At 73.5% G+C, this 25,689-nt stretch carries 20 protein-coding genes; 7 read left to right on the plus strand and 13 right to left on the minus strand.

The features are described from left to right. Positions 1 to 16: 16 nt before the first annotated feature. The 5 genes from ACQEVZ_RS56545 to ACQEVZ_RS56565 all read right to left on the minus strand — a co-directional run bounded on the left by ACQEVZ_RS56545 (position 17) and on the right by ACQEVZ_RS56565 (position 6,365). Entirely contained in the window at positions 17 to 2,155 is a 2,139-nt protein-coding gene (locus tag ACQEVZ_RS56545; protein ID WP_433384497.1) for a hypothetical protein, read from the minus strand. Between the two features lie 102 nt (positions 2,156 to 2,257). Continuing rightward, on the minus strand, positions 2,258 to 3,286 hold the full coding sequence (locus tag ACQEVZ_RS56550; RefSeq protein WP_433384500.1) for a hypothetical protein: 1,029 nt from the start codon (positions 3,284 to 3,286) through the stop codon (positions 2,258 to 2,260). Next, positions 3,283 to 3,774 carry a SigE family RNA polymerase sigma factor gene (locus tag ACQEVZ_RS56555; protein WP_344502337.1) on the minus strand — a complete coding sequence of 164 codons (492 nt, stop codon included), beginning with the start codon at positions 3,772 to 3,774 and terminating at the stop codon, positions 3,283 to 3,285. The genes ACQEVZ_RS56550 and ACQEVZ_RS56555 overlap by 4 nt, the downstream gene beginning before the upstream one ends. 59 nt (positions 3,775 to 3,833) lie before the next feature. Beyond that, positions 3,834 to 5,690: a M14 family zinc carboxypeptidase gene (locus ACQEVZ_RS56560; RefSeq protein ID WP_433384503.1), complete on the minus strand. Its 1,857-nt coding sequence runs from the start codon at positions 5,688 to 5,690 to the stop codon at positions 3,834 to 3,836. Between the two features lie 81 nt (positions 5,691 to 5,771). After that, the gene (locus ACQEVZ_RS56565) at positions 5,772 to 6,365 is read right to left on the minus strand and encodes a TetR/AcrR family transcriptional regulator (protein ID WP_433384506.1); all 594 of its coding nucleotides are present in this window, start codon (positions 6,363 to 6,365) and stop codon (positions 5,772 to 5,774) included. Between the two features lie 83 nt (positions 6,366 to 6,448). On the opposite strand from ACQEVZ_RS56565, the gene ACQEVZ_RS56570 reads away from it, so the two are divergent. Then, the gene (locus tag ACQEVZ_RS56570; protein WP_433384509.1) at positions 6,449 to 6,799 is read left to right on the plus strand and encodes a hypothetical protein; all 351 of its coding nucleotides are present in this window, start codon (positions 6,449 to 6,451) and stop codon (positions 6,797 to 6,799) included. On the opposite strand, the gene ACQEVZ_RS56575 is transcribed toward ACQEVZ_RS56570, so the two are convergent. Further along, positions 6,796 to 7,191 carry a winged helix-turn-helix transcriptional regulator gene (locus ACQEVZ_RS56575; RefSeq protein ID WP_433384512.1) on the minus strand — a complete coding sequence of 132 codons (396 nt, stop codon included), beginning with the start codon at positions 7,189 to 7,191 and terminating at the stop codon, positions 6,796 to 6,798. The genes ACQEVZ_RS56570 and ACQEVZ_RS56575 overlap by 4 nt on opposite strands. Before the next feature lie 48 nt (positions 7,192 to 7,239). Between ACQEVZ_RS56575 and ACQEVZ_RS56580 the strand changes: the two genes are divergently transcribed. Both ACQEVZ_RS56580 and ACQEVZ_RS56585 read left to right on the plus strand, forming a co-directional pair. Next, on the plus strand, positions 7,240 to 7,908 hold the full coding sequence (locus ACQEVZ_RS56580) for a hypothetical protein (protein WP_433384515.1): 669 nt from the start codon (positions 7,240 to 7,242) through the stop codon (positions 7,906 to 7,908). A gap of 33 nt (positions 7,909 to 7,941) precedes the next feature. Further along, positions 7,942 to 9,324 (plus strand): MFS transporter, encoded by a 1,383-nt coding sequence (locus ACQEVZ_RS56585; RefSeq protein ID WP_433384518.1) that lies wholly within the window; start codon positions 7,942 to 7,944, stop codon positions 9,322 to 9,324. 223 nt (positions 9,325 to 9,547) lie between these two features. Here the strand turns inward: ACQEVZ_RS56585 and ACQEVZ_RS56590 are convergent, their stop codons facing one another. Continuing rightward, positions 9,548 to 10,648: a sugar kinase gene (locus ACQEVZ_RS56590; protein ID WP_344501979.1), complete on the minus strand. Its 1,101-nt coding sequence runs from the start codon at positions 10,646 to 10,648 to the stop codon at positions 9,548 to 9,550. Beyond that, positions 10,645 to 11,274, minus strand: coding sequence for a bifunctional 4-hydroxy-2-oxoglutarate aldolase/2-dehydro-3-deoxy-phosphogluconate aldolase (eda, locus tag ACQEVZ_RS56595; RefSeq protein ID WP_360559050.1), 630 nt, complete (start codon positions 11,272 to 11,274; stop codon positions 10,645 to 10,647). Before eda ends, ACQEVZ_RS56590 begins: the two co-directional genes overlap by 4 nt. A gap of 46 nt (positions 11,275 to 11,320) precedes the next feature. Between eda and ACQEVZ_RS56600 the strand changes: the two genes are divergently transcribed. Further along, on the plus strand, positions 11,321 to 12,082 hold the full coding sequence (locus tag ACQEVZ_RS56600; protein WP_433384522.1) for an IclR family transcriptional regulator: 762 nt from the start codon (positions 11,321 to 11,323) through the stop codon (positions 12,080 to 12,082). On the opposite strand, the gene ACQEVZ_RS56605 is transcribed toward ACQEVZ_RS56600, so the two are convergent. From ACQEVZ_RS56605 to pdhA, 4 genes are read right to left on the minus strand one after another with little or no spacing between them, the layout of a single operon-like run. After that, complete coding sequence (locus tag ACQEVZ_RS56605) at positions 12,061 to 12,717, minus strand: lipoyl protein ligase domain-containing protein (RefSeq protein WP_433384525.1); 657 nt, start codon at positions 12,715 to 12,717, stop codon at positions 12,061 to 12,063. The genes ACQEVZ_RS56600 and ACQEVZ_RS56605 overlap by 22 nt on opposite strands. Continuing rightward, positions 12,714 to 13,973 carry a dihydrolipoamide acetyltransferase family protein gene (locus tag ACQEVZ_RS56610; protein ID WP_433384528.1) on the minus strand — a complete coding sequence of 420 codons (1,260 nt, stop codon included), beginning with the start codon at positions 13,971 to 13,973 and terminating at the stop codon, positions 12,714 to 12,716. Before ACQEVZ_RS56610 ends, ACQEVZ_RS56605 begins: the two co-directional genes overlap by 4 nt. Beyond that, positions 13,973 to 14,965 carry an alpha-ketoacid dehydrogenase subunit beta gene (locus ACQEVZ_RS56615; protein ID WP_354891078.1) on the minus strand — a complete coding sequence of 331 codons (993 nt, stop codon included), beginning with the start codon at positions 14,963 to 14,965 and terminating at the stop codon, positions 13,973 to 13,975. The genes ACQEVZ_RS56610 and ACQEVZ_RS56615 overlap by 1 nt, the downstream gene beginning before the upstream one ends. Beyond that, a complete protein-coding gene (gene pdhA, locus ACQEVZ_RS56620; RefSeq protein WP_433384532.1) occupies positions 14,962 to 16,056 on the minus strand; it encodes a pyruvate dehydrogenase (acetyl-transferring) E1 component subunit alpha in 1,095 nt (364 codons plus the stop codon). The genes ACQEVZ_RS56615 and pdhA overlap by 4 nt, the downstream gene beginning before the upstream one ends. A gap of 131 nt (positions 16,057 to 16,187) precedes the next feature. Here pdhA and ACQEVZ_RS56625 point away from each other — a divergent pair, with 131 nt between their 5' ends. The 3 genes from ACQEVZ_RS56625 (at position 16,188) to ACQEVZ_RS56635 (ending at position 24,007) form a co-directional block, all read left to right on the plus strand. Beyond that, positions 16,188 to 16,655 (plus strand): Lrp/AsnC family transcriptional regulator, encoded by a 468-nt coding sequence (locus ACQEVZ_RS56625; RefSeq protein ID WP_344501971.1) that lies wholly within the window; start codon positions 16,188 to 16,190, stop codon positions 16,653 to 16,655. Between the two features lie 276 nt (positions 16,656 to 16,931). Continuing rightward, positions 16,932 to 22,400, plus strand: coding sequence for a biotin carboxylase N-terminal domain-containing protein (locus ACQEVZ_RS56630; protein ID WP_433384535.1), 5,469 nt, complete (start codon positions 16,932 to 16,934; stop codon positions 22,398 to 22,400). Between the two features lie 494 nt (positions 22,401 to 22,894). Continuing rightward, positions 22,895 to 24,007 carry a DNA glycosylase AlkZ-like family protein gene (locus ACQEVZ_RS56635; RefSeq protein ID WP_433384538.1) on the plus strand — a complete coding sequence of 371 codons (1,113 nt, stop codon included), beginning with the start codon at positions 22,895 to 22,897 and terminating at the stop codon, positions 24,005 to 24,007. Positions 24,008 to 24,022: 15 nt separating this feature from the next. On the opposite strand, the gene ACQEVZ_RS56640 is transcribed toward ACQEVZ_RS56635, so the two are convergent. After that, entirely contained in the window at positions 24,023 to 25,633 is a 1,611-nt protein-coding gene (locus ACQEVZ_RS56640) for a TerD family protein (protein ID WP_433384541.1), read from the minus strand. Positions 25,634 to 25,689 lie beyond the last annotated feature (56 nt).

Raw genomic sequence — 25,689 nt, forward strand, 5'->3', positions numbered from 1 at the left:
GGTCAGGACGGCTTGATCAGGACGGCGGCCTGATCCGGAAGGTGACGTAGGCCCAGTCGGAGACCGGCCCGCCGTCGCTGGTGCTGCGGACGAGGAGGTCCACCCAGCCGCCGGTGACGGCCGGGTACTCCAGCGGCGTCCACCGCACCGTGGCCGTGCCGTCCGCCTCGGCGGCGACCGTCTGCTGCTGCTCCGCGCCGAACTGGTAGGTGTAGGACACGACACCGGCCGCGGTCGGGTGGAACACGAACGTGCCCTCGACGCCGGGCCCGCCGCCGCCCTGCCAGTCGCCGGGCGGGTAGTCCGCGGACGTCACGACCGGCGCGATCGACGCCGGGACGAACGAGACGCCGGTGATCTCCGACTCGGTGCCGTCGGCGGTCCTGGAGGTGACCGTCAGCGTGTTGTAGCCCGCCCGGCCCGGGGTGAAGCGGACCGTCGCGGTGCCGTCGGCGCCGGCGGCGACCGTCCCCGGCGGCTGCTCGTCCACCTGCCCCTGGTTGAACTGGTACGTGTAGGCGACCACGCCGTGCATGTGCGGCTTCAGCGTGAAGACGCCCTCGGTGCCGACCGGCCTGCCCGGGGAGCCGTCGGTCGGGAAGTCCGCCGAATCGACGAAGGGCTCCGTGTCGACGAACAGCGTCCGCGAGCTCGCGCCCGACCGCACCCCGGCCGCGGTGGTGCTGAACACCGAGACCGTGGTGCCCTCGGCGCCCGGCACCACCGTGACTCGCGCCTTGCCGTCCGCCTCCGCCGGCACCGTCTGCTGGGTGCCGCCGTCGATCTGATACGTGTAGGCGACCGTGCCGTCCAGGTTGGCGGCGAACGTCAGGTGGTGCGGGTCGCCCAGCCACGCGTCGGGGTCGGCGTCCTCGATCGCCGGTGCCGTGTTCCGGACCAGGAACCGGTAGGACACCATCTCGGAGAGGTTGCCCGCGCGGTCGACGCTCTGCACGTACAGCGTCAGGATCCCCGCCCGGGACGGCGCGAGCTGGATCGTGACCGGCCCGCCCAGGGTGGGGGCGGCGACGCTGGTCATGCTGAAGTAGGACTCGCCGTACTGGTAGCCGGCGACGTCGGCGGTCCCGTTGGCCGTGAACGTGAAGGCGCCGGGGATCCCCGGGCCGCCGTGCGCGGGGGCGCCGGGCGGGTAGTCGGTGGAGGACACGACCGGCGGCGCGGGGTGGCTGGTGTCGACGGTGAAGCGGCACTCGGCGCTCCACGGCGACACGTCCATGTCGTCGCGGGACTGGGCGGCGACCGCGTAGGTGCCGCCGTCGGTGAGGATGCCGGCCGAGATGCTGCCCCACGACCGGGCCGGCGTGTACCCGGCGAAGTTCTCCGGCAGCTCGACCCGGTCCTGCGGCCGGTCGACCGGCCACACCGCGAACCTGCCGTAGGCGACGTCACCGCCGCCGGTGTCGTTGATGTCGGCGTCGGTGAGCAGCGCGGTCAGCTGCGGCGTGTCGGTCGTGACCCACAGCGGGCCACCCGTGTCGCAGGACCGCCCGTCGACGGTGAGCTGGGCGGGTGTGCCGGGGATGCCGTTGGCGTTGATGATCAGCGCCGGGTCGTTGCGCACGTGCCGCCCGTAGTGCAGGTTGCCCTCCAGGCGGTCGGGGACCCGCAGCTCGAACGTGACCGTGCGCCGGCCCGCGGCGAGCGCGTCGCGCACGACGGTGCCGAGGTCGACGCCGATGTAGCTGGACGGGCAGGCGTCGGCGCCGGTCACCTCGAACCGCTGCCGCTCGCGCGGCGGCCGGTTCCACGACGTCGTGGACGTGACCGGGTCCGTGCTCCACAGCTGCCAGGTGCGTTCCTTGCGGCAGTCGGTGACCTGCGTCTCGGCGAGGACGAAGCCGGCCGCGTTGATCCGCATCCCCCGGTAGGCGCTGATGTCGTAGCTGAAGTAGGACCGGGACTTGTGCTTGCCCGCGGCGTCCCGCCAGGCCCCGACGGGCGCGGCGGCGGCGCTGCCGGTGTAGGCCTTGTCGGGCGTGCGGGAGTCGGTGTAGGTCCAGCTGGTCGGCCGGAGCGCCTGCTGGCTGGTGGCGGAGGCGGCCGGCGGGTGGATGAGCACCGCACCGCCGGCCGCGACGAGGACCGCGACGAGCCCGGCCCGCCGACTTCGGGATGACGCAGGGTTTCGTGACATTGGAGACCCCCCGTGACGATGGACGTCTGTCGAGGCGAACCATAGACCCGCGCCACGGTCCCCGTCGCCCCGTCATCTCCAATGTGGACAGAGGCCGCGAAGTCACCAGCGCTCGGGATGCTCCAGGTCCTGGACGGGCAGGTAGCCCGCCAGGAGTTGCAGGCCGTCCTGCTCGGTGTAGCCCTTGCCGCGGTCGGTGAGGAACAGGTCGACGAGGCACGGCTGCACGAGCATCTCCAGCAGGCCGTCGCCGGCGCGGGCCACCCGGTAGGGCCCCGCGACCAGGTCGCCGGTGGTGTGCTCCATCCCCGGCGGGGTGCGCTCGGCCCGGACCGTGAGCCAGCGGTCGTGGTCGCCGATCGTGAGGGCGCCCTCGGCGAAGCCGGTCTGCCGCCCGAGCGTCAGCGAGCAGCCCAGGACGTCCGCGCCGGCGGGGAACCGCTCGATGCCGAAGGGCACCACGCAGCGGTGCGCGGTGTCGAAGGTGATCCGGGCCGCGGCGGCCGTCGCCTCGTCGCTGCCGCCGGCGTACAGGTCGAGCCTGGCCCACAGGGTGCCCACGGGCTGCCAGCGCACGGACCACAGGGCCTGGCCGCCGGCGGGTCCCGCGTCCACCCGCGCCGTCCCCGGCCGGTCGCCCACGGTCACGCCGACCGGCGCCCCCGGCGTCCCCGCCGACTCCAGCTGCGACCCCGCCGCGTCGAGCTTGTCGGCGGTGGCGGCGAGCGTGACCGTGGCGCGGCGCAGGAACTGGACGCTCTCGATGCCCGGGCCGGTGCTCCAGGTCGCGTACTCGGCGCCGGCCGCGAGGTCGTCGGCGGCGAAGTGGACGGTGCCCGGGTCGGATCCGACCGCGTCCGGCTGCTCCAGCGCGCCGGGCACGTCGGGGGCCGGCGGCAGGCCGAGCGCCACGGCCGGCGCGGCGGGCCCGTCCGGCGCGGGCTTCGTCGGTACCGACGCCGCCAACGCGACGAGAACGGCACAGGCGACCGCGGCGGCCACGGCACCGGCCCTGCGCCGCAACCGGATCCGCTGCCCGCGGCGGCGGGCGTGCGCGACGATCGGCGCCGGGTCGGCGTCGCCGCCGGCGCGGTCCCGCAGCATGGTGGTGAGCCGATCGTCGAGGTTCATCGGGACCCTCCCGTGGAGATGGCAGACGGCGCGGCGCGCAGCGTGTCGAGGGCCCGTTTCGCGTGGGTGCGCACGGTGCCGGTGGAGCAGTCCAGGATCTCGGCGATCCGCGCGTCGTCCAGGTCCTCGTAGTAGCGCAGGACGATGACGGTGCGCTGCCTCTTGGGCAGCTGCCGGACCAGGCGCCACAGCGCGTCGCGCTCGGCCACCTCGGCGGCCTCGTCCCCGGTCGCGGGCCGCTCGCCGACGGCCTCGACGGTCACCTCGCGGCTGCTGCGCCTCCGCCACCACGAGTGGTGGGTGTTGACCAGCATCCGGCGCACGTAGACGTCCGGACGGTCGGTGCGTGCGATGCGGCCCCAGCGGGCGTAGGCCTTGGCCAGGACGTCCTGCACCAGGTCCTCGGCGCGGTGCTCGTCATCGGTGAGCAGCCTGGCGAAGCGCAGCAGCGCCCCGGCGCGGGCGAACGCGTACTCCTCGAACGTCACGTCCCTATACACGCGGCGGGCCGCCCGTGCCGTAGACACGGGCGGCCACATTTCTTTCGTCAGGACTGCCGGATGACGACGTTGTCGACGCCGGCCTCGACCAGGCTGGCCGTCGACGCGTCCGCCGCCTCGAACAGGATCCGGACGCTCTGCCCGGCGTACGCGCTGAGGTTGACGCTGCCGGTCGACCAGGACGCGTCCCGGTCGGAGGCGGCGCCGGCCACCGTGGCCAGCACGGTCGTGCCGCTCGCCGTGACGACGCCGACCCGGAAGAAGTCCGCCGACGAGGCGTTGCTGCCGTGGCCGAGGTACCAGGAGTAGCTCAGCGTCAGCGTCCCGCTCGACGGCAGCGTGATGCTCGGCGAGCGCACGCTCGTCGTGCCGCCGTCGACGTCGTTGGCCCCGGCGTCGGCGCCGGCCAGGCGCGCCGTCACCAGGTCGTTGCTGCCGCTGACCGTGGTGCCGAGCTGCTTCGGGCCGCTGGAGTCGGTGGCCTCGGGGTCGCCGCGCTCCCAGGCGCCGGTGGTCGCGGTGTCAGTGCCCGACGGGTTGGTGGTCCAGCCGAGGTTCGTCTCGAAGTCGTCGGACCAGACCGTGGTGCCGGGCGCGGTGCCGCAGTACTGGGCCTCCTTGCCGATCACCCGGTACGGGCAGTCGGCGTACTCGGCGATCTGCAGGCTCGCCTCCCGGTTGAGCGCGGTCTGCGCGGCGATGACCTCGTCCGGCGGGTAGAAGCCGCCGCCGCCGGAGTTGCCCGGGTACATCTCGAACGTGTAGGACCACACGCCCTGGTCGGCCCACAGCCAGTCGTCGATGGTGCCGTCGGTGATGTACAGGTCGCTGGCCTGCTCCGGGGTGTAGCCGTTGGTGGCGGCCATCTGGGTGCCGAGGGTGCGGAAGGTGAGCTCCTGGTCGGCGTCCAGGCCCGGTGCGGTGTTCGAGGTGGTGTACCCGAAGGGCCAGAGCACGAGCTTGCCGTAGGTGTGGAAGTCGATGTGCGTCTTGATCTGCTGCACCCCGCCGACGCGCCGGCTCAGCACGAGGTCGCGCACCCGCTGGGTCTCCGGCGCGGAGAACGCCGACGGCCCGCGGTAGGTCTCCGAGCTGGTCGAGCTCGACGACCCGCCGCAGCAGCCGAAGTTGTAGCCCCAGTTGCGGTTCAGGTCGGTGCCGACGTTGCTGCTGCCGCTGTTCGGCTGCCGGTTCTTGCGCCACGACCGGTAGGCGCCGGTGGCGATGTCGTACTCGCCGCCGTCGGGGTTCATGTCCGGCACGATCCAGATCTCGCGCGAGTTCACCACGTTCGTGATCCGGGTGTCGGTGCCGTAGCCGTCGGTGAGCTGCTTGATCAGGTACAGCGCCATCTCGACGGTGAGGTGCTCGCGGGCGTGCTGGTGCGCCGTGTAGAGCACCTCCGGCTCGTTCTCGTCGACCGCGACATTGTCGGAGATCTTGATGACCGGGATGTCCCGGCCCTCGTACGACGTGCCAAGGCTGCTCTTGCGCAGGATCGCCGGGTGGTCGGCGACGGCCTGGTTGAGCTCGGCGGTCATCTCCGCGTAGTTGTGGTACATCGAGTCCGCCGACGGGAAGTCGAGGATCGTCGCGGGCCCGCCCGGCGTCGCCGGCCGCAGCGCGCGGGTGACGGTGAAGCCCAGCTGCCGCAGCCTCGCGACCTCGGACGGGGTCGCGGTGATGTCCGCGACGCCGTGGTCGATGCCATCGATCGCGGCGCCGGTCCCGGCGACCTGGTTGCGCTGGTCGAGCGTGCCGACCCCGCTCACCAGGTAGGGAGCGGACGTCTCGGCGGTCACCGCGTCGGCCGGCGCGGCGCCGGCCGGGCTGATCGCGGCGACCACGAGCGCGACGGCACCGGCCATCGCGAGTGGGATGGTGCCCCTGCGGGGGTGGCTCATCTAGCCTCCTTGGGTGGTGGAGGTGAACGAGCTACCAGGTGACCACCCAAGGCATGGTCATATCAACATCCGTCTTTCTCCCTACCGCGCGGGCCATGCCCGCATGGCCAGATCGGCGACCGCCTCCAGGGCCTCCCGGTCGGCGCCGTCGCGGGCCTGATGGGCCATGCCCTGCAGGGTGCCTGTGACGAAGTGGGCCAGCCCGCGCGGGTCCGTGCCGGCGGGCAGCTCGCCGGCCTCGACGGCCTGCCCGATCAGCGCCTCGAGCGCCTGGAGCCCGGCGAGCCGCAGCCCGCGCAGCAGCTCCTCGGCCTCCGGTGAGGTCGTGTTGGTGGCCGCGCTGATCACCAGGCACCCCCGCGGCAGGCCGGGCCGGGTGCAGGCCGCGGCGGCCTCGTGCAGCAGCCGCCGCACGCCGGCGGTGAGCGTCGGCTCCTCGTCGATCGCGGCCTGCATGAACGACCGGTAGAGCCGGGTGTACTCGGCCACGACCTCCTCGAACAGCGCCCGCTTGCTGCCGAACGCGGCATACAGGCTGGGCACGCCGACGCCCATCGCGGTGGCGAGGTCGTTGACGGACGTCGCCTCGTAACCCCGCGCCCAGAAGACCTCCACGGCCGCGCGCAGCGCCTCGCCCCGGTCGAACTGCCTGGGCCGCCCCCGCCGCGTCGTCACGCCGGTCATTGTATAGCGCTCGCTAGAGAATTCATCTATGGTGCCCATTGTCTAGCGACCACTACAGAAATGAGGGTGCGGCGATGTCTTCTTCCCCACCGCCGGAGCGGACCCCGACGCCGGTGAAGGTGATGGTGGGCGTGCTCGCCGTCGGCGTGGTCCTGCTGTGCACCGGGCTCGTCCGGCAGCCGTGGAGCGACGACGTCGACTGCGGCGGGCAGCACATGCGCCCCGGCGAGCGCTGCGTGTCCTCCCGCGGCTCGTCCGCCACGTATGAGGAGCGCAGACGCGTCCGCGAGAACGGCGCCGGCATCCTCATCGCCGGCGGCGTCATCACCGCGGGCAGCCTCGCCGTCCTCTACGCCCTGAACCGGAACCGGCGCGACCAGACCGGCGAGGTCAGCGGCCAGATCAGCGGCCAGATCGGCGGCTAGACCGGCGGCTGGGTGGCGTCCCAGCGGGCGCGGGCCGCGCCGATCGCGGCCATGTTGTCCCGTGACCAGTCGGCGAGCGCGGTGATGATGCCGGCCATGCTGCGGCCCATCGGCGTGAGCCGGTAGTCCACCTGCGGCGGGATCGTCGCGTACGCCGTCCGCTCGACCAGCCCGTCGCGGCACAGCCGCTTGGTGGTGACCGTCAGCATCCGCTGCGAGATGCCGGGGATCGCCCGCTCCAGCTCGCGGAAGCGCCGCACCCCGTGCGACAGCTCGACCAGCACGAGCACCGTCCACCGGTCGCCGAGCCGGGCGAGGAGGTCGCGGATGCCGCAGTCGTCGTCGCCGCACGGCCCGGCCTGCGGGGTTACCCCGGTGTTCGCGACCGACACGGAAGTGCCTCCTTCTCCGCCCGCGCACCGCCGTCGATGCTCAGGACCATGATTCCCGTCAGCGGCGTCCCCGGCGACACCACCACCGTGCCCGGCGCCGGCCCGCAGCCCACTCTGACACTCGCCGTCACGGGCGTCGACGTGCTGGTCGGCCCTCTGGTCGGCCCCGCCGGCGTCCGGCACGTCGCGCGCGTGGACGGCCGCGCGCCGGCGCCCGGCACGGCGGTCCTGCGGTGCGCGCCCGTCGCCGAGTCCTTCGCCGCGCTCGCCGCGGCCGCGGCCGTCTCCGCCGCGGTCACCGGGGTCCTCACCGCCCCGCTCGGCGACCGCCGGTGGCCACTCGTCGCCCTGCGGGACGTGACCGACGCCGCCGCCCGCGTCGCCGCCGAATCGGCCGCGGACCTCGCCGCTGGCCGCCCGGACCGGCACGCCGGCGCCACGTACCACCTGCACGGCGACACCCTCATCGGCGGCGCGGACATCGCCGCACTGCTCGCCTGGCTGCTCGACCGTCCCGTCCGCTACGCCCCCTCCCCCGGCGACCCGCCCCCGCACACGCCACCCGCCGACCCTCGGCGCCTGCTGCCCGCGCCGGCCCCCGCCCTCGACGTCATCGAGCGCGCCGTCGCCGCCGCGATCGCCTCCGCCGTCGGCGGGAGCGAGGCCCGATCTTGTGGTGGGGCGGGCCCGGCGCCTATCGTGACCCCAGGACTGTAAGGGAAACACTGTTTCCCTACTGGGGAGGCCGCCATGGGCACCGAGACCGACCGTGGCGGGACCGTGCTGGTGGAGGCGTACGCCGGGCGGCCCAAGGTGGCGGTCGAGCCCGCGCGGACCGCGCCGCTCGGGTGGTGGCCGGCGATCTGCGTGGCGCTGGTCGCGTTCGTCGACCGGGTCGAATACAACCTCCTGGCGGGGGTCGTGCCGCAGATCCAGGCGGAGTTCGGGCTCAGCGACAAGGCGGTCGGCGCCATCCCCACCGCGGGGGCGATCGCGGGCGTGGTGCTGCTGCTGCCGGCCGGCCGGCTCGCCGACACCGGCCGGCGCAACCGGATCATCGCCGGCGTCGTCGGCACGTGGGCGGTGCTGACCCTCGGGACGGGGCTGGCCACGTCCTACGCGGTGCTCTTCGCGATCCGGGTGCTGCTCGGCGCGGCGGGGCAGCTCTACAACCCGCCCGCCTCCAGCCTGCTCGCGGACTACTTCCCGCCCGGCGGCCGGGCGCGCGCGTTCGGGCTGGAGCGCCTCGGGTACTTCGTCGGGCTGCCGGTCGGGGTGCTCGTCGGCGGCTCGCTCGCGCAGGCGGTCGGGTGGCGGCACGCGTTCCTGTTCGTGGCCGTGCCGGGGGCCGTCATCGCGCTGCTGTGCCTCACCGTCCGCGAGCCGGTCCGCGGCCTCGGCGACCGTATCGGCGCGCTGGCCGCCGGTGTCGCACCCGTCGAACACCCGACGGAGGCCGCGGCGGTGCCCGTACACCGGCAGCTGCGGCAGCTCGTGCGGATCCCGACGCTGCGGTCGGTGGTCGCGGGGCTGACCATCATGTTCGTCGGCCTCGGCGGGCTGTTCTTCTGGATGCCGACGTTCTACCAGCGGGAGTTCGGCCTGGAGGAGGCGGCCGCGACCGGGATCGCGGGCGGGGTCGGCGGCGTCGGCATCGTCCTCGGGGTGATCGTCGGCGGCCGGAACGGCGACCGCTTCCACGGCCGGCGCCCAGGCTGGCGGATGGTCCTGGCCGGCACGGCCCTGTTCATCGGCGCGCTGGGCCTCGCCGTCGCCGCGCTCGTGCCGGTGCTGCCCGTGCAGATCGCCGGCTACTTCCTCGCCAACGCCGGGTTCTCCGCGGCGATCCCGAACCTGACGGCGGCCAACGCCGACGTGGTGCCCGCGCACCGGCGCGGCCTGGGCTTCGCGGTCCTCAACGCGGTCGTCACCCTCGGCGGCGCCGCCGGCCCGTTCCTCGTCGGGGCCGCCTCCGACGCGCTCGGCGGCGGCGGGTCCGGCTCGCTGCGCGGCGCGTTCACCGTGCTGCTGCTGCCGCTGGGGCTCGGCGCCTGGATCATCCTCCGGGCGCGGCGCACCTTCGACGCCGACATCCTGCGCGCCACCGGCGACCCCCGCCCGTCCGGCGATTGACGGCCGGCGGGCGGACAGCGCCACCGGGGGTTCTCCGCGACAGTTGAGTCGGCTCCTGTACCGATGACGGACCCCGGCGGGCGGCTGTGCGAGGCCTGCCCGCCGGGGTCAACAACGCTGTGCTTCGGACACCGTGATGCCGGACGGCGCCGGACGCCGTGCCGTGGTCTTGCCGGACGCCCAGCGCTGGACGCGCGACCCTGGGCGTCCAGCGCTGGGACGCTCAGCGCTGGACGCGGGCGCCGCCGCCGCGCACCAGGGACTCGACCTCGGCGAGGCTCGCCATCGAGGTGTCGCCGGGGGTGGTCATGGCCAGGGCGCCGTGCGCCGCGCCGTACTCGACCGCGGTGGCGATGCCGCCGTCGCGCTCGAGCAGGCCGAAGATGAGCCCGGACGCGAAGCTGTCGCCGCCGCCGACCCGGTCGAGGATCTCCAGGGCCGGCCGGTGGGTCGCCTCGGCGAACTCGCCGCCCGCCCAGGCGACGGCGCCCCAGTCGTTGACGGTGGCGCTGTGCACGGCGCGCAGCGTGGTCGCGACGACCGCGAAGTTCGGGTACTCCTCGACGACCTCCTTGATCATCGCCTTGAAGTTGCCGGCGTCGAGCGCGCCGGCGTGGATGTCGGTGTCGGGCACGGCGAAGCCGAGGCAGGCGGTGAAGTCCTCCTCGTTGCCGATCATCACGTCGACGAGGCCGGCGAGGCGGCGGTTCACCTCCTGCGCGCGGGCCTTGCCACCGACCGCCTTCCACAGCGACGGGCGGTAGTTGAGGTCGTACGAGACGACCGTGCCGTGCCTGCGCGCGGCGGTCATCGCGGCCTCGACGGTGGCCGGCGCGGTCTCCGACAGCGCCGCGTAGATGCCGCCGGTGTGCAGCCAGCGGACCCCGAGCGTGCCGAAGAGGTGATCCCAGTCCACGTCCTCGGGGCGCAGCTGGCTGGCGGCGGTGTGCCCGCGGTCGGACGTGCCGACGGCGCCGCGGACACCGAAGCCGCGCTCGGTGAAGTTGAGCCCGTTGCGGGTGGCGCGGCCGATCCCGTCATACGGCACCCAGCGCACGAACGACGTGTCGACCCCACCCTGCAGGATGAGGTCCTCCAGGAGGCGGCCGATCTCGTTGTCGGCGAACGCGGTGACGATCGCGGTGCGTAGGCCGAAGCAGCGGCGCAGGCCGCGGGCGACGTTGTACTCCCCGCCGCCCTCCCACGCCTGGAAGGTGCGGGCGGTGCGGACCCGGCCGGCGCCGGGGTCGAGGCGCAGCATCACCTCGCCGAGTGAGACGAGGTCGTAACGGCACTCGTCCTTGGGGCGTAGCGTGAGCGTCATGCCGCCGCCTCCACCGCGGCGGCGGCCCGCTCGGCCACCGCGTCCCAGCGCCCGGCCTGCAGGAGGTCGGGGGCGACGATCCAGCTCGCGCCGACCGCGAGGACCTGCGGCAGGGCGAGGTAGTCCGGCATCACCTCGGGGGTGATGCCGCCGGTGGGGATGAACCGCACCCCGCGGAACGGCGCCGCGAGAGCCTTGATCATCGGTGCGCCGCCGAGCTGCTGGGCCGGGAAGAACTTCACGATGTCCAGGCCGGCGTCGAGGGCCATCTGGATCTCGGTGGCGGTGGCGGCGCCGGGCACGACGAGCACGCCGGCGTCCTGGCACGCGGCGACGACGGCGGGCGCGAAGCCCGGCGTCACCACGAACCGGGCGCCGGCGGCGATGGCCCGCTCGGCCTGCTGGGCGGTGAGCACCGTGCCGGCGCCGACGACCAGGTCGTCACGGCCGGCGATGGCCTCGATCGCGTCGAGGCCGGCGGCGGTGCGCAGGGTGATCTCGGCGGCCTTGAGGCCGCCCTTGACGAGGGCGTCGCCGAGCGCCGCCGCGTGCCGGGCGTCCTCGAGGACCACCACAGGCACGACCCGCCCCAGGGCGAGCTGTTCACTCCTATGAACGTCAGTCACGGGTGTGAACATAGTGCAAGCGCGGCCCGTTCGCTACAGTGGCGCCGTGCAGGACGACTTCCAGCCGGTCAAGTCAGCCGGGCGCACCCTTGACGTGCTCGAGGTCCTCGCGGATCAGCCGCGCGCCTGGACGCTCGTCGACCTCGCCCGCGCGCTGGACATCCCGAAGAGCAGCCTGCACGGGCTCATGCGGACCATGACCGCCCGCGGCTGGGTCCGCGCCGACGAGACCGGCACCCGCTTCCGGCTCGGCATGCGCGCCCTGCAGGTCGGCGCCGCCTACCTCGACGGCGACGACAGCGTCGCGGTGATGTCTGGGGTCCTCGACGAGCTCTCCCGCCGGCTCGGCGAGACCGTCCACCTCGGCCGGATCGAGGGCGACCAGATCGTGTACCTCGCCAAGCGGGACTCCACCCACCGCCTGCGCCTCTACAGCGCCGTCGGCCGCCGGCTGCCCGCGCACGCGACGGCCCTCGGCAAGGCGCTGCTGGCCCAGCACCCCGACGCCGACGCCGACGCGATGCTCAGCTGGCCGCTGCAGCGGCTGACCGCCGGCACCATCACCGACCGCGACGCGCTGCACCGGGCCCTCGCCACGGTCCGCGAGACGGGGTACGCCGTCGACCGCGAGGAGAACGCGGACGGCATCATGTGCTTCGCGATGGCGGTGCCGCTGACGGTGCCGGCGACCGACGCCGTCTCGGTCTCGGTGCCGACCACCCGGATGACCGCCGGGGTGGATGAGGGCGTCGTCGCCGCCCTCACCGACCTGCTCCAGCCGCTCGGTCAGGCCCGCAGCATGCTGTAGGCGTCCGTCAGCGCCGCCGTGACCGCCTCGACCGTCACGGTCTCCAGGGCGCCGGCGGTGGCGGGGTCGAAGTCGTAGCCGAGCGCGGCGTAGGCGGCGGTCAGCGGCGCCCGGAGCAGGCCGGCGCCCGTCACCTGGAAGACGGAGCTGAACAGCCACCCGTCCCGGGTGACCCGCTGGGCCGAGCCGACGACCTTGACCGTGCCGCCGAGGTTGATGCTGTACTCGCCGGGGCAGTACTCGCCCGGGACGGCGCCGATCCGGGCGTCGGTGCCGAGCCCGGTGAGGACGGCGGCGTGCATGGCCGCGAACCGCCGGAACCGCCCGACCGGGTCACGGGACGCGTCCGGGGTGCGGCACACGTGGTCCACGACGACGCTGCCCTCGTGGTAGAGCGCCAGGGTGCCGCCCTGTGGGCGGATCACCGGGGTGAAGCCGGCCGCGCGGACCGCTTCCTCGGCGTCTGGGTAGCCCGGGCGCAGGGTGTCGCGCCGGCTGAACGCGGCCGTCGGCGCCGGCGAGAAGATCCGCAGGAACTCCCGGCCGGCGCCGGCGCGCAGCAGGTGCGGGCCGAGGGCGACGTCGGCGGACGGGCCGCCCCGCAGGGGCGACCCGTCGAGCAGGACGACCGTCACAGCCTGGCGATGACGGAGGCGGGTTCCTCGATGGCGTCGGCGACGCTACGCATGAACCCGGCGGCGGTGCCGCCGTCGCACACGCGGTGGTCGAACACGAAGCTCATCTGCGCGATCTTACGGACGCACAGCTGGCCGTCGACGACCCACGGCCGGTCGATGATCCGGCCCAGGCCGAGGATCGCGACCTGCGGGTGGTTGATGATGGCCGCGCTGCCGTCGACCCGGAACGCGCCGTAGTTGTTGAGCGTGAACGTGCCCGCCGACAGCTCCTGCGCCGTCGAGCGGCCCTCGCGCGCCCTGGCCGTGACCGCGCGGATCTCCTGGTCGAGCCGGGTGGTCGTCATCGCACCGGCGTCCATGACCGCGGGCACCACGAGGCCGCGGGCGCCCTGCACGGCGATGCCGAGGTCGACCCGGTCGAGCTCGACGATCTCCTGGCGCACGGTGTCGAGGCGGGCGTTGAACACCGGGTGCTCGCGCAGGGCCGCGACCACGAACCGGGCGACGTACGCGATCAGGCCCGGCCCGGCGGGGACGCTCTCGCGCAGCTGCCACAGCTTCGTCGCGTCGACGTCGACCCAGACGGTCGCCTCGGGGATCTCTGCCCGGCTGCGGCTCAGCGCCGCCGAGACGCTGCGGCGGAAGCCGCTGAGCGGGATCCGGCGCTCTCCCGGTACCGACGCGGCGACGGCTGTCGTGACGCAGGCGCGCTCCACGTCGGCGCGGGTGATGACGCCGCCCTCACCCGTCCCCTGCACGGTGCGCAGGTCCACGCCGTTGGCGCGGGCCAGGTTGCGCACCAGCGGCGAGACGACGAGGGGGACCTTCCGCGCCGCCGGGGCGGGGAACGCGGGCGCGGCCGGGCGGACGTTGGCGCGCGGGCGGCGGGTGCGGCCGGTTCCGGTGGCGCCTGTGGCGCCGGTGGTGCCGTAGCCGATGAGGACGTTGCCGGAGCCGGCCCGCTCCTCCTCCCGGTAGGCCTCCTTGGCGGCCGCCGCCACGCTCACGGGCTCGCGCTCCGCGGCGGCGATCGAGATGAGCGGCTTGCCGACCTGGACCGTGGCGCCGGGCCGGGCGTGCAGGGTCTCGACCCGGCCCGCGTACGGCGACGGCACCTCCACCACGGACTTCGCCGTCTCGACCTCGACGACGCTCTGGTCGACGGTCACCGTGTCGCCCTCGGCGACGAGCCACCGCACGACCTCCGCCTCGGTGAGCCCCTCACCGAGGTCCGGCAGCAGGAACGTCGCCATCACTGCTCCCACTGCAGGTCGTCGACGGCGTCCAGGACCCGGTCCACGCCGGGCAGCTGGAAGTGCTCCAGCTTCGGCGGCGGGTACGGGATGTCGAACCCGCCGACCCGGCGGATCGGCGCGGCCAGGGCGTTGAAGCAGCGCTCGGTGACCCGGGCGACGATCTCGGCGGAGACCCCGGCGAACCCGGCGGCCTCCGCGACGACCACGGCCCGGCCGGTGGAGCGCACCGCCGCGCACACGGTCTCGTCGTCGAACGGCACGATCGAGCGCAGGTCGACCACCTGCAGGCTCCGCCCCTCCTGCGCGGCGGCCTCGGCGGCCTCCAGCGCGACGGGGACGGCGGGCCCGTAGGCGATGAGGGTCGCGTCGGTGCCGTCGCGGCGGATGACGGCGGTGCCGATGCCGGGCGCCCCGGACGGCAGCTCGACCTCCTCCTTGCTCCAGTAGAGCTTCTTCGGCTCGAGGAAGACGACCGGGTCCGGCGACGCGATCGCCGCCCGCAGCAGCGTGTAGGCGTCCGACGGCGTCGACGGCGCGACCACGTGCAGCCCGGGGGTGTGGGCGTAGTAGGCCTCCGACGAGTCGCAGTGGTGCTCGACGCCGCCGATGCCGCCGGCGTACGGGACGCGGATGACCATCGGCAGCGCCACCCGCCCACGGGTGCGGTTGCGCATCTTCGCGACGTGGCTGACGATCTGCTCGAACGCGGGGTAGGCGAACGCGTCGAACTGCATCTCGACGACGGGACGCATCCCGTTCATCGCCATCCCCACGGCCATCCCGACGATCCCGGACTCCGCGAGCGGCGTGTCGAAGCAGCGTGCCTCGCCGAAGTCGGCGGTGATGCCGTCGGTGATCCGGAAGACGCCGCCGAGCGCGCCGACGTCCTCGCCGAACACGACCACCGTGGGGTCTGCTTCGAGCGCGTCGCGCAGGGCCCGGTTGAGCGCCTGCGCCATCGACAGCTTCTCGTGCGTGGTTGTGGTCATCGGGGGCTTCCTTCGCGGCTCAGCTCGTCCGCCACCATCGCCGCCTGCTCGCGCAGCTGGGGTGTGGGGGTCGCGTACACGTGGGCGAACAGGTCGGCGGGGTCCGGCTCGACGTCCCGGTTGAGGCCGTCGCGCAGGTGCGTGGCGACCCGCTCGGCCTCCTCGGTGAAGGCCGCGATCGTCGCGTCGTCGATCAGCCCCTGGCCGGTCAGGTACGCCCGCAGCCGGGCGATCGGGTCGCGCTCGACCCACGCCGCGACCTCGGCGTCGTCGCGGTACCGGGTGGCGTCGTCGGCGTTGGTGTGCGCCTGCATCCGGTACGTGTGCGCCTCGACCAGCTGCGGCCCGCCGCCGGACCGGGCCCGCTCGACAGCGGCGCCGAGCACGGCGAGCAGGGCGGCCATGTCGTTGCCGTCGACGCGTTCGCCCTTGATGCCGTAGCCGATCCCCTTGTGCGCCAGGGACGGCGCCGCGGTCTGCCGCGACAGCGGGACGCTGATGGCGTAGCCGTTGTTCTGGATGAAGAAGACCACCGGCGCCTGGAACACGGCGGCGAAGTTGAGCGCCTCGTGGAAGTCGCCCTCGCTGGTGCCGCCGTCGCCGCACATCGCCATGACGACGGTCGGCTCGCCGCGGAGCCTGGCCGCGTGCGCGACCCCGACCGCGTGCGGCAGCTGGGTGGCCAGCGGCGTCGCGTGCGGGGCGACGTTGTGCTCGTACGGGTCGTACCCGCAGTGCCAGTCGCCCTTGAGCAGGCTGAGCGCCTCGACGGGGTCGACGCCCTTGACGGCCGCGGCGACCGTGTCCCGGTAGGTGGGGAAGAGCCAGTCGCCGGCGTCGAGGACCTGCGCCGCGGCGACCTGGCACGCCTCCTGCCCGTGCGACGACGGGTACACGGCGAGCCGCCCCTGCCGCACGAGCGCGTAGGCCTGGTCGTTGAGCCGCCGCGCGGTGAGCAGCGCGCCGAGCGCCGTGACGAGTGCTTCGTTGCCCGGAAGCGCGTGGCGCCCTGGGTCGAGGGCCTGGCCGTGCGCGTCGATGAGGGCGACCGGTTCGTCGCCCGGTAGCAGGTGACTCGGGTCACGCGTCATGCCGCAATCCTGGGCCTCGCGCCATTCGCGTTCCACTTCCGGCGCCAAACCGAGAAGATGTTCGTGTTCAGGGCGTCGTACGATGCCAAACGTCCAACCTAAAGGCTCGTTCAGGAAGGTGGGCGAGACAGGTGGCCGCCCCGCTCGACGACATCGACCGGCGTATCCTCGTGGAGCTCAGCCGGGACGGCCGCATGTCGATGCGCACCCTGGCCGAACTGCTGCACATCTCCCGCGCGAACGCCTACGCCCGGGTCCAGCGCCTGCGCGACACCGGGGTCATCCGCGGCTTCCACGCCGACGTCGACCACGTGGCCGCCGGCATGGGCACGTCGGCGTACGTGACGGTCAACCTGCGCCAGGCCGAGTGGCGGGTGGTCGGCGAGCGCCTGCGGGCCCTGCCGGGCGTCGTGCACATCGCCCTCGTCGGCGGCGAGTTCGACGTGATCCTGCTGGTCCGCGCCAAGGACAACGCGGACCTGCGCCGCCTCGTCCTCGACGTCATCCAGGGCATGCCCGGCGTGGTGAACACCCGCACCCTCCTGGTCTTCGAGGAGTTCGAGCCACCCACCTCGGCCTCGATGTGGGAGACACGCTGACCGCGCGGCACCGGGGATGGCCGGGGATGACTGCGCAGTGTCGGAGATGAACGAAGTGGGTACGCAAGGTGATAGTTGGGTGATGCCGGTCACTGTCCACCCGCGCGTCGACCCGGAAGTCCTTTGTAGGATTCTTACAACGCGAGGGGTGCGGGATGCGTCGTGCGGCACAGTGGCGTACTCGGCGGTAATCACGCAGGGTGTAGCCAGGTGCAGGCGGCGCTCCGGGACCCGGACGTCGCCTGCTGCGTGTGGGGCAATTGGGAGGCTCAACCGGTGTTCAGTCGTGTCGCCATCGTCAACCGTGGTGAGGCCGCGATGCGGCTCATCCACGCCGTCCGGGATCTTTCGGCCGAAACCGGGGAGCGGATCGAGACGATCGCCCTCTACACCGACGCCGACCGCACCGCGACGTTCGTGCGGGAGGCCGACGTCGCCTACCCGCTCGGCCCCGCCTCCGCCCGGCCGTACCTGGACCACGCCGTCCTCGAACGGGCCCTCGTCGAGACCCGGGCCGACGCCGCCTGGGTCGGCTGGGGCTTCGTCGCCGAGGACCCCGCGTTCGCGGAGCTGTGCGAGAAGCTCGGGGTGACGTTCGTCGGCCCGAGCGCCGAGGCGATGCGCAAGCTCGGCGACAAGATCGGCTCGAAGCTGGTGGCCGAGGAGGTGGGGGTGCCGGTCGCGCCGTGGAGCCGCGGCGCGGTGTCCACACTGGACGAGGCGCTGCGCGCGGGCGAGCAGATCGGCTACCCGCTGATGCTCAAGGCGACCGCCGGCGGCGGCGGGCGCGGCATCCGCAAGGTCACCTCCGCCGAGGACCTGACCGATGCCTACGAGCGGACCAGCCAGGAGGCGCTGCGCGCGTTCGGCTCCGGCGTGGTCTTCCTGGAGCGCCTCGTCACCGGCGCCCGGCACGTCGAGGTGCAGGTCATCGCCGACGGGCAGGGCACCGCCTGGGCGCTCGGCGTGCGCGACTGCTCCGTGCAGCGGCGCAACCAGAAGATCATCGAGGAGTCCGCGTCGCCGGTCCTGTCGCAGGAACAGGCCGCCGAGCTGAAGGCGTCCGCCGAGCGGCTCGCGATCACCGTCGGGTACCGCGGCGCGTGCACCGTCGAGTTCCTGTACCACCCCGGTGAGCGGCTGTTCGCGTTCCTGGAGGTCAACACCCGGCTGCAGGTCGAGCACCCGATCACCGAGATCACCACCGGCACCGACCTGGTGAAGCTGCAGCTGCACGTCGCCGGCGGCGGGCGCCTCGAGGGCCCGAAGCCCGACGAGCTCGGCCACGCCGTCGAGGCCCGGCTCAACGCCGAGGACCCCGACCGGGACTTCGCGCCGTCACCCGGCCGCATCACCCGCCTGGTCCTGCCCGCCGGCCCCGGCATCCGCGTCGACACCGGCGTCAGCGAGGGCGACTCCATCCCCGCCGACTTCGACTCCATGATCGCGAAGATCATCGCGTACGGCCGGGACCGCGACGAGGCCCTCGGCCGCCTGCGCCGCGCGATGGCCGAGACGACCGTCGTCATCGAGGGCGGCACCACGAACAAGAGCTTCGTGCTCGACCTGCTCGACCAGCCCGAGGTCATCGACGCCAGCGCCGACACCGGCTGGATCGACCGGGTCCGCGCCGAGGGCCGGCTCGTCAGCCACCGCCACTCCGCGGTCGCCCTCGCCGCCGCCGCGATCGAGGCCTACCAGGACGAGGAGGAGATCAGCCGGCACCGGCTGCTGTCCACCGCGCACGGCGGGCGCCCCCAGGTCCAGCACGAGACCGGCCGCCCCCTCGACCTGAAGCTGCGCGGCGTCGGGTATCGGGTGAGCGTCGCCCGCGTGGGCCAGAAGCGCTACCGGGTCGGCGTCTCCGGCGGCGGCGACGTGCACCCCGTCGACGTCGAGATCGAGCGCTTCGACGCCCACAGCGGCCGGATCGTCGTCAACGGCCGCCGCTTCCGGCTCGTCACCGCCACCCACGGCCCGGTCCACCTCGTCGAGGTCGACGGCATCACCCACCGCGTCAGCCGTGACGAGGGCGGCGTCGTGCGCTCCCCCGCACCCGCGCTGGTCGTCGCGACCCCCCTCGTGGTCGGCGACGAGGTCGAGGCCGGCGCGCCGATCCTCGTGCTGGAGAGCATGAAGATGGAGACGGTGCTGCGCGCGCCGTTCCGTGCCCGGGTCCGCGAGTGCCCCGTGTCCGTCGGCAGCCAGGTGGAGACCGGCGCGCCGCTGATGCGCCTGGAGCCCCTCGCCGACGACGCCTCCGCCGACGAGGTCGTCGAGACCCAGACGGTCGACATCGAGCTGCCGCCCGAGCGCGACGGCGTGAGCGTGGCCGAGCGGGTCGAGCGCGGCCTGCAGGACCTGTGCAGCCTGCTGCTCGGCTTCGACGTCGACCCGCAGGACGGGCGGCGGCTGCTGACCGGCTACCTCGCGGCCCGCGCCGAGCTGGGCGGGCGGCCGCTGCAGGGCGAGATCGACCTGCTCACCACGTTCGCCGACCTGTCGGAGCTCAGCCGCAACAAGCCCGGCGGCGAGTTCGAGGAGGAGCCGGGCAGCCCCGTGCACAGCCCGCGCGAGTACTTCCACAGCTACCTGCAGAGCCTCGACGTCGACCGGGCCGGCCTCCCCGACGGGTTCCAGGCCAAGCTGCGCAAGGCGCTGGGCCACTACGGCGTCACCGAGCTGGACCGCACCCCGGAGCTGGAGTCCGCGGTCTTCCGCATCTTCCTCGCCCAGCAGCGGATGTCCACCGACGTCGCCGTCGTGCTGGAGTTGCTGCGCCAGTGGCTGGCCGGCCCGCCGCCGGTGGAGTCGATGAACGAGCGGGCGGGCCTGGCCCTCGAGCACCTCGTCGAGGCCACCCAGGTGCGCTTCCCCGCCGTGTCGGACCTCGCCCGCGGTGTCGTCTTCCGCTGGTTCGCCCAGCCGCTGCTGCGCCGCAACCGCGCCAAGGTCTACGCCGCGGTCCGCGCCGACCTGCAGCACCTCGACCGCAACCCCGACGCACCCGACCGCGCCGAGCGGATCCAGGCGATGGTCGCCAGCGCCGAGCCGCTCGTGCGGCTCATCGGCCAGCGGATCGGGCGCCCCGGCCGCGACGCCTTGGCGCTGCTGGAGGTCGTGACCCGCCGGTACTACGGCAACCGGGCGCTGTCCGGCGTCACCGTGCGGGAGGCGGGCGGCTGCCGGTTCGTGACCGCGGAACGCACCGACGGATCCGGCACCGTCCGGGTCGTCACCACCGCCGTCGACATCGCCGCCCTGCCGGCCGCGATCGGGGCGGTCGGCGAGCTGGCCGCGGGCGTCGCCGAGCACGGTCTCGTCGCGGACCTCTACGTCACCTGGGAGGACCAGCCGGACGCGGACGCGATGGCCGTACGGCTGCGGCAACTGCTGACGGAGCAGCCGCTGCCCAACGGGGTCCGGCGCATCACCACCACCGTGGCCGGCACCAGCGGCGCCGTCATGCACCACCACTTCACCTTCCGCCCCTCCGCCGGTGGCTTTGATGAGGACCGGCTGCTGCGCGGGCTGCACCCGCAGATCGCGCAGCGGCTCCAGCTGCACCGGCTGCGCGAGTTCGACCTCACCCGCCTGCCGTCCGCGGATGAGGAGATCTACCTGTTCAAGGCGGTCGCGCGCAGCAACCCGGCCGACGAGCGGCTCATCGCGATGGGCCAGGTCCGCGACCTGACGCCGCTGCGCGAGGCCGACGGCCGCCTGGTCGCGCTGCCCGCCGTCGAGGACGCGATCACCGCCGGGCTCGACGCGATCCGCAACATCCAGGCGCAGCGCCCGCAGAACAAGCGGTTCGACACCAACCGGATCCTCATGTACGTGTGGCCGTCGACCGAACTGACCGGCGACGAGCTCAACGCGCTCGTCCAGCGCATCCTGCCGACGACTGCCGGCGCCGGCCTCGAGGAGGTGCAGTTCATCGCCCGCCAGCGCACCTCGGCGGGTGACCTCAGCGAGGTCGCGGTCCGCATCACCCTCAACCACGGCCACGGCGTGCAGGTGTCCGTCGACAAGCCGTCGACCGAGCCGCTGCGGCCCCTGGACGACTACCGCCAGAAGGTCCTGCAGGCGGCCCGGCGCGGCAACGTCTACCCGTACGAGCTGACCTCGCTGCTCGGCTCCTTCGTCGAGCACGACCTCGTCGACGGCGTCCTTGTGCCGGTCGACCGGCCGAAGGGGCGCAACACCGCGGCGATCGTCTGCGGTGTCGTCACCACGCCGACCGACCGGCACCCCGAGGGCATCACCCGCGTCGTGCTCCTCGGCGACCCGACCAAGGCGCTCGGCGCCCTCGCCGAGCCCGAGTGCTCCCGGGTGATCGCCGCCCTCGACCTCGCCGCCTCGATGCAGGTGCCCCTGGAGTGGTTCGCGCTGTCGGCGGGCGCGAAGATCTCGATGAGCTCCGGCACCGAGAACATGGACTGGGTCGCGGCCGCCCTCAAGCGGATCGTCACGTTCACCCAGGCCGGCGGTGAGATCAACATCGTGGTCGCCGGAATCAACGTCGGCGCCCAGCCGTACTGGAACGCCGAGGCGACGATGCTCATGCACACCAAGGGCATCCTGGTCATGACCCCCGACTCGGCGATGGTCCTCACCGGCAAGCAGTCGCTGGACTTCTCCGGCGGCGTCTCCGCCGAGGACAACTACGGCATCGGCGGCTACGACCGGGTCATGGGCCCCAACGGCCAGGCGCAGTACTGGGCGCCGCACCTGCCGGCCGCCCGGGACATCCTCATGGCGCACTACGACCACACGTACGTGGTGCCCGGCGAGTCCGGTCCGCGTAAGGCTTTGACCGCGGACGCCGTCGACCGGGACATTTCGGACTTCCCGCACAATGTCGCGGGCAGTGACTTCACCACGGTCGGGCAGATCTTCTCCGCCACGCACAACCCCGACCGGAAGAAGCCCTTCGACATCCGGACCGTCATGCGGGCCGTCTCCGACCAGGACCACCCGGTCCTGGAGCGCTGGGCCGGCATGGCCGACGCGGAGACGTCCGCGGTGCAGGACGTGCACATCGGCGGCTGGCCCGTCTGCCTCATCGGCATCGAGTCCCGCTCCGTGCCGCGGCGGGGCTTCCCGCCCACCGACGGCCCCGACACGTACACCGCCGGCACGCTCTTCCCGCGCTCGTCGAAGAAGACCGCCCGCGCGATCAACGCCGCCTCCGGCAACCGCCCGCTCGTCGTCCTCGCCAACCTGTCGGGCTTCGACGGCTCCCCCGAGTCGATGCGCAAGCTGCAGCTGGAGTACGGCGCCGAGATCGGCCGCGCGATCGTCAACTTCGACGGCCCGATCGTCTTCTGCGTCATCTCCCGCTACCACGGCGGCGCGTTCGTCGTCTTCTCCAAGGCCCTCAACCCGAACATGACCGTGCTCGCCCTTGAGGGTTCGTTCGCGTCGGTACTGGGTGGCGCCCCGGCCGCCGCGGTGGTCTTCACGGGCGACGTCAACAACCGCACCGCCACCGACCCGCGGGTCACCGACCTGCAGGCCCGGGTCGCCGCCGCGACCGGCGCGGAACGGGCGGCGCTCAACGCGCAGCTCGCCGAGGTGCACTCCGCGGTCCGCGCCGAGAAGCTGGGCGAGGTGGCCGCCGAGTTCGACCGCGTGCACAACATCCAGCGCGCCGTCACCGTCGGCTCCGTGGACGCCATCATCAATGCCGCCGAGCTGCGCCCCCGCATCATCGAGGCGATCGAGCACGGCATGAAGCGCTGACAACCCTGCGGACCGGCACGCCGCCCCCACGGGACGTGCCGGTCCCTTCACCTTCCGCAAGCCCCTGTCAGCCAGGCGGAGCAGCGTAGACTACGGACAGCAACGACTCCGGAGATCAATTTCCATCGCTGGGGTAAGGTTTGCTTGCAAGCGGTCCACGGCGCACCGGCCTCGACCGCTTCTCGCCTACCGCATCGACGACGACGCCCACCGACCCGGCGGCACTCACCAGCCCGGCAGCGCCCACCCGCGCGACAGCGTTCACCGGGCAGGCAGCGCCTATCGACCGGCGACGCCCATCAGTGCGGCGGCGCCCACCAGGGCAGCGGCGCCCACCGGCCGGCGGCATCGACGAGGCGGTGCCTACCGACTGGCGGCATCGACGAGGCGGTGCCTACCGGGCAGCCGCGCCGACCAGCGTGGTGGCGCAGGCGGCCATGCGAGAGAAGCCACCCAGGAGGGGTAGCCAAGATCGAAAGGGCTAGCCTCGCAGGGTGACGACGCACCGGATATCGATCGTTGAGGCGCGGCGGATCGCCGTGCGGGCGCAGCTGCTGGGCGGCGAGCGGCCGGCGGGGCTGCTCGAGACGGTGCGGCACCTGGCGCTGCTGCAGATCGACCCGACCGCCGCCATCGCGCCGACCGCGGACCTCGTGGCGTGGAGCAGGCTCGGCGCCGGCGGGTACGCGCCAGCGGAGCTGGTCGGGGCGTTGCAGCGCAGGGAGCTGATCGAGCTGGCGGCGACGGTCCGGCCGGCAGAGGACCTGGCGCTGTACACGGCGGAGATGGCGCTGCGCCGCGACGACGCGCCCGGGGCGTTCAAGTACCGGCGGCACCCGGAGTGGATGCGGGCCAACGACGCGTGCCGGAAGGACATCCTCGCCAGGCTGACGGCGGAGGGGCCGCTGCCGTCGCGGGCCATCCCCGACACGTGCGCGATGCCGTGGGCGTCGACGGGCTGGACCAACGACCAGAACGTCATCCGGCTGCTCGACCTGATGGCGGCGTGCGGTGAGGTGGCGGTCGCGGGGCGGCAGGGGCGGGACCGGCTGTGGGACCTGGCCGGGCGGGTGTACCCGGACCACCCGCCGGTGCCGGCGGAGGAGGTGGTCCGGCTGCGGGGCGAGCGGCGGCTGCGGGCGCTGGGCGTCGCGCGGGCGAAGACGACCGAGGTGCCGATCGAGCCGTGGGGCGTCGGCGACGTCGGTGAGCCCGCCGTGGTCGAGGGGGTCAAGGGCGTCTGGCGGGTCGACCCGGCGCAGCTGGAGCGCCTGGGCGAGCCCTTCGAGGGCAGGGCCGCGCTGCTGTCGCCGTTCGACCGGCTCATCCACGACCGGAAGCGGACCCTGGAGCTGTTCGGGTTCGACTACGGCCTGGAGATGTACAAGCCGGCCGCGAAACGCCGGTGGGGCTACTACGCGCTGCCGATCCTGGTCGGCGAACGGCTCGTCGGCAAGCTCGACGCCACCGCGGACCGGAAGCAGCGTGTCCTGCGGATCAACGCGGTCCACGAGGACGAGCCGTTCGACGCCGAGACGAGGGCAGCGGTCGACAAGGAGATCGAAGACCTCGCGACCTGGCAGGCCCTCGAAATCCAGCGCAGCTGAAGAAATCCAGGAAAGTTAGATCCGGGCGCCCTTGGCGAGGTTGCAGCGGCGGCACAGCAGCTGCAGGTTGCCGACGCTGGTCGCGCCGCCGCGGCTCCACGGGATGACGTGGTCGAACTCGAGGTACTCGGTGGCCTGGCACTCCACGCACGCGCCGCCGTCGCGGCGCCACACCTCGGCCCGGATCGCCGGCGACACGGAGCGGGAGTCGCGCTGCGCCGGCGCCACCGCGGTGCGTTTCGCCACGCGCAGCACCCCGGTGAGCACGGCGGCCACGTACTCGGGGTCGCCGACCTCGTACGTGCCGCCGCCCCGGGAGGTGGTCGCGGCGACGACGACGGTGCTGTACTCGGGGCGCGCCTCGATGACCTTCGCCCAGACGAGGTCGGAGCCGGCGCTGTCGCCGACGAAGCGCAGCTTGGTGTTGGTGACGATCAGCCGGCCGCCGTCGCGCTTCGTGCCGCTGGCCAGTTGCCGTACCCGCGTCGCCGGCACCTCCAGGTGCAGGATCTCCTCCGCGTCGAGGTGCAGGGTGCTGGAGGCGACCCGGGGCACGTCGCCGCCGCTGATCAGCCCGAGCTCCAGGCCGCGCCGCAGCCGGCGGCGCATCTGGCTGATCGCGGGGTCGACGACGCCGAGCGCGCGGACCGCGTCGTCGAAGGCGTCCATCTCGTGCTGCTCGATCACCTCGTCCGCGAACGCGAACGTCAGCAGCTGGTGCAGGTGGTGCAGGGCGACGGGGCGCAGCGTCTCGCGGCCGGCGTCCTCGCGCACCCGGTGGTAGCGCAGCTCGGCCCACAGCTCCGACCAGGCCGGCTCGGCCGTGCCGGTGGCGGCGAGGACCCGGGTCGCCCTGGCCCGCCACACGTTGAGCACGTTGGCGATCTCGGGGTCGCACCGGCGGCAGGTGGACGGTATGCCGGCGTAGCTGCGGTACTTCGGCCCGCCGCACCGGCCGCAGACCGCCGGCGTGTCGTGGATGAGCGGAACCGTCTGCATCGTCCACTCGGTGCCGTTCCACCACCGCAGCAGCGAAGGGTCACGAGGTGCGACGTACCAGTCGGGGCGCGGGCGCTCCGCCGGCAACGCACCCGACGCCTCGGCGACGGAGTCGTCAGAGTCGACCGAGACGCCGTAGTCGGTCGCCAGGCCCGCGAGGCCGGAGGACCAGCCCTGCCCGACGGCGCGGAACTTCCACCTGCCCTGCCGCCGGTAGAACTCGCCGAACACCATCGCGGTGACCGGCTCCACGTCGCGGACGGGGAACCGCGCGACGACCTGCCCGCGGCGGCCCTTCACGGTGACCTCGAGGCCGGGCACGGTGTCGAACGTGCCGTCGTCCATCGACCCCGCGATGACGACGCTCGCCACGTCCGCGGGGACCCGGGCCAGGTCGACCGCGAGGGTCGCCGCGCGCGGGCCGTCGGCGCTGAGCGACACCGCGCCGGTGGCGTCCCGCGGCTGGTTGTAGAAGACGAAGTCGGCGTCGCCGCGCACCTTGCCGCCCTCGCCGACCAGCAGCGCGCACGCGTCGACGGTCGCGCCGGCGCGCCAGGCCACGAGGGCCGTGACCGCCGTCTCGTCGATCGCGGTGTTCGCACCGCGGGCAAGTGCTGCGGTCGTCATGCGGGGCCACCTCCGGGGCGTGAGCGTATCGACACGGTATCTCGCAGTCGATCATC

This window comes from Dactylosporangium sp. CA-152071 (genome assembly GCF_050936335.1).
GTDB lineage: Bacteria > Actinomycetota > Actinomycetes > Mycobacteriales > Micromonosporaceae > Dactylosporangium > Dactylosporangium maewongense.

What these genes read in the sequence shown, in the direction of transcription:
- ACQEVZ_RS56545 (WP_433384497.1), bottom strand. Translation starts at nt 2,155, where the DNA reads ATGTCACGAAACCCTGCGTCATCCCGAAGTCGGCGGGCCGGGCTCGTC.
- ACQEVZ_RS56550 (WP_433384500.1), bottom strand. Translation starts at nt 3,286, where the DNA reads ATGAACCTCGACGATCGGCTCACCACCATGCTGCGGGACCGCGCCGGC.
- ACQEVZ_RS56560 (WP_433384503.1), bottom strand. Translation starts at nt 5,690, where the DNA reads ATGAGCCACCCCCGCAGGGGCACCATCCCACTCGCGATGGCCGGTGCC.
- ACQEVZ_RS56570 (WP_433384509.1), top strand. Translation starts at nt 6,449, where the DNA reads ATGTCTTCTTCCCCACCGCCGGAGCGGACCCCGACGCCGGTGAAGGTG.
- ACQEVZ_RS56580 (WP_433384515.1), top strand. Translation starts at nt 7,240, where the DNA reads ATGATTCCCGTCAGCGGCGTCCCCGGCGACACCACCACCGTGCCCGGC.
- ACQEVZ_RS56585 (WP_433384518.1), top strand. Translation starts at nt 7,942, where the DNA reads ATGGGCACCGAGACCGACCGTGGCGGGACCGTGCTGGTGGAGGCGTAC.
- ACQEVZ_RS56590 (WP_344501979.1), bottom strand. Translation starts at nt 10,648, where the DNA reads ATGACGCTCACGCTACGCCCCAAGGACGAGTGCCGTTACGACCTCGTC.
- ACQEVZ_RS56610 (WP_433384528.1), bottom strand. Translation starts at nt 13,973, where the DNA reads ATGGCGACGTTCCTGCTGCCGGACCTCGGTGAGGGGCTCACCGAGGCG.
- ACQEVZ_RS56615 (WP_354891078.1), bottom strand. Translation starts at nt 14,965, where the DNA reads ATGACCACAACCACGCACGAGAAGCTGTCGATGGCGCAGGCGCTCAAC.
- pdhA (WP_433384532.1), bottom strand. Translation starts at nt 16,056, where the DNA reads ATGACGCGTGACCCGAGTCACCTGCTACCGGGCGACGAACCGGTCGCC.
- ACQEVZ_RS56640 (WP_433384541.1), bottom strand. Translation starts at nt 25,633, where the DNA reads ATGACGACCGCAGCACTTGCCCGCGGTGCGAACACCGCGATCGACGAG.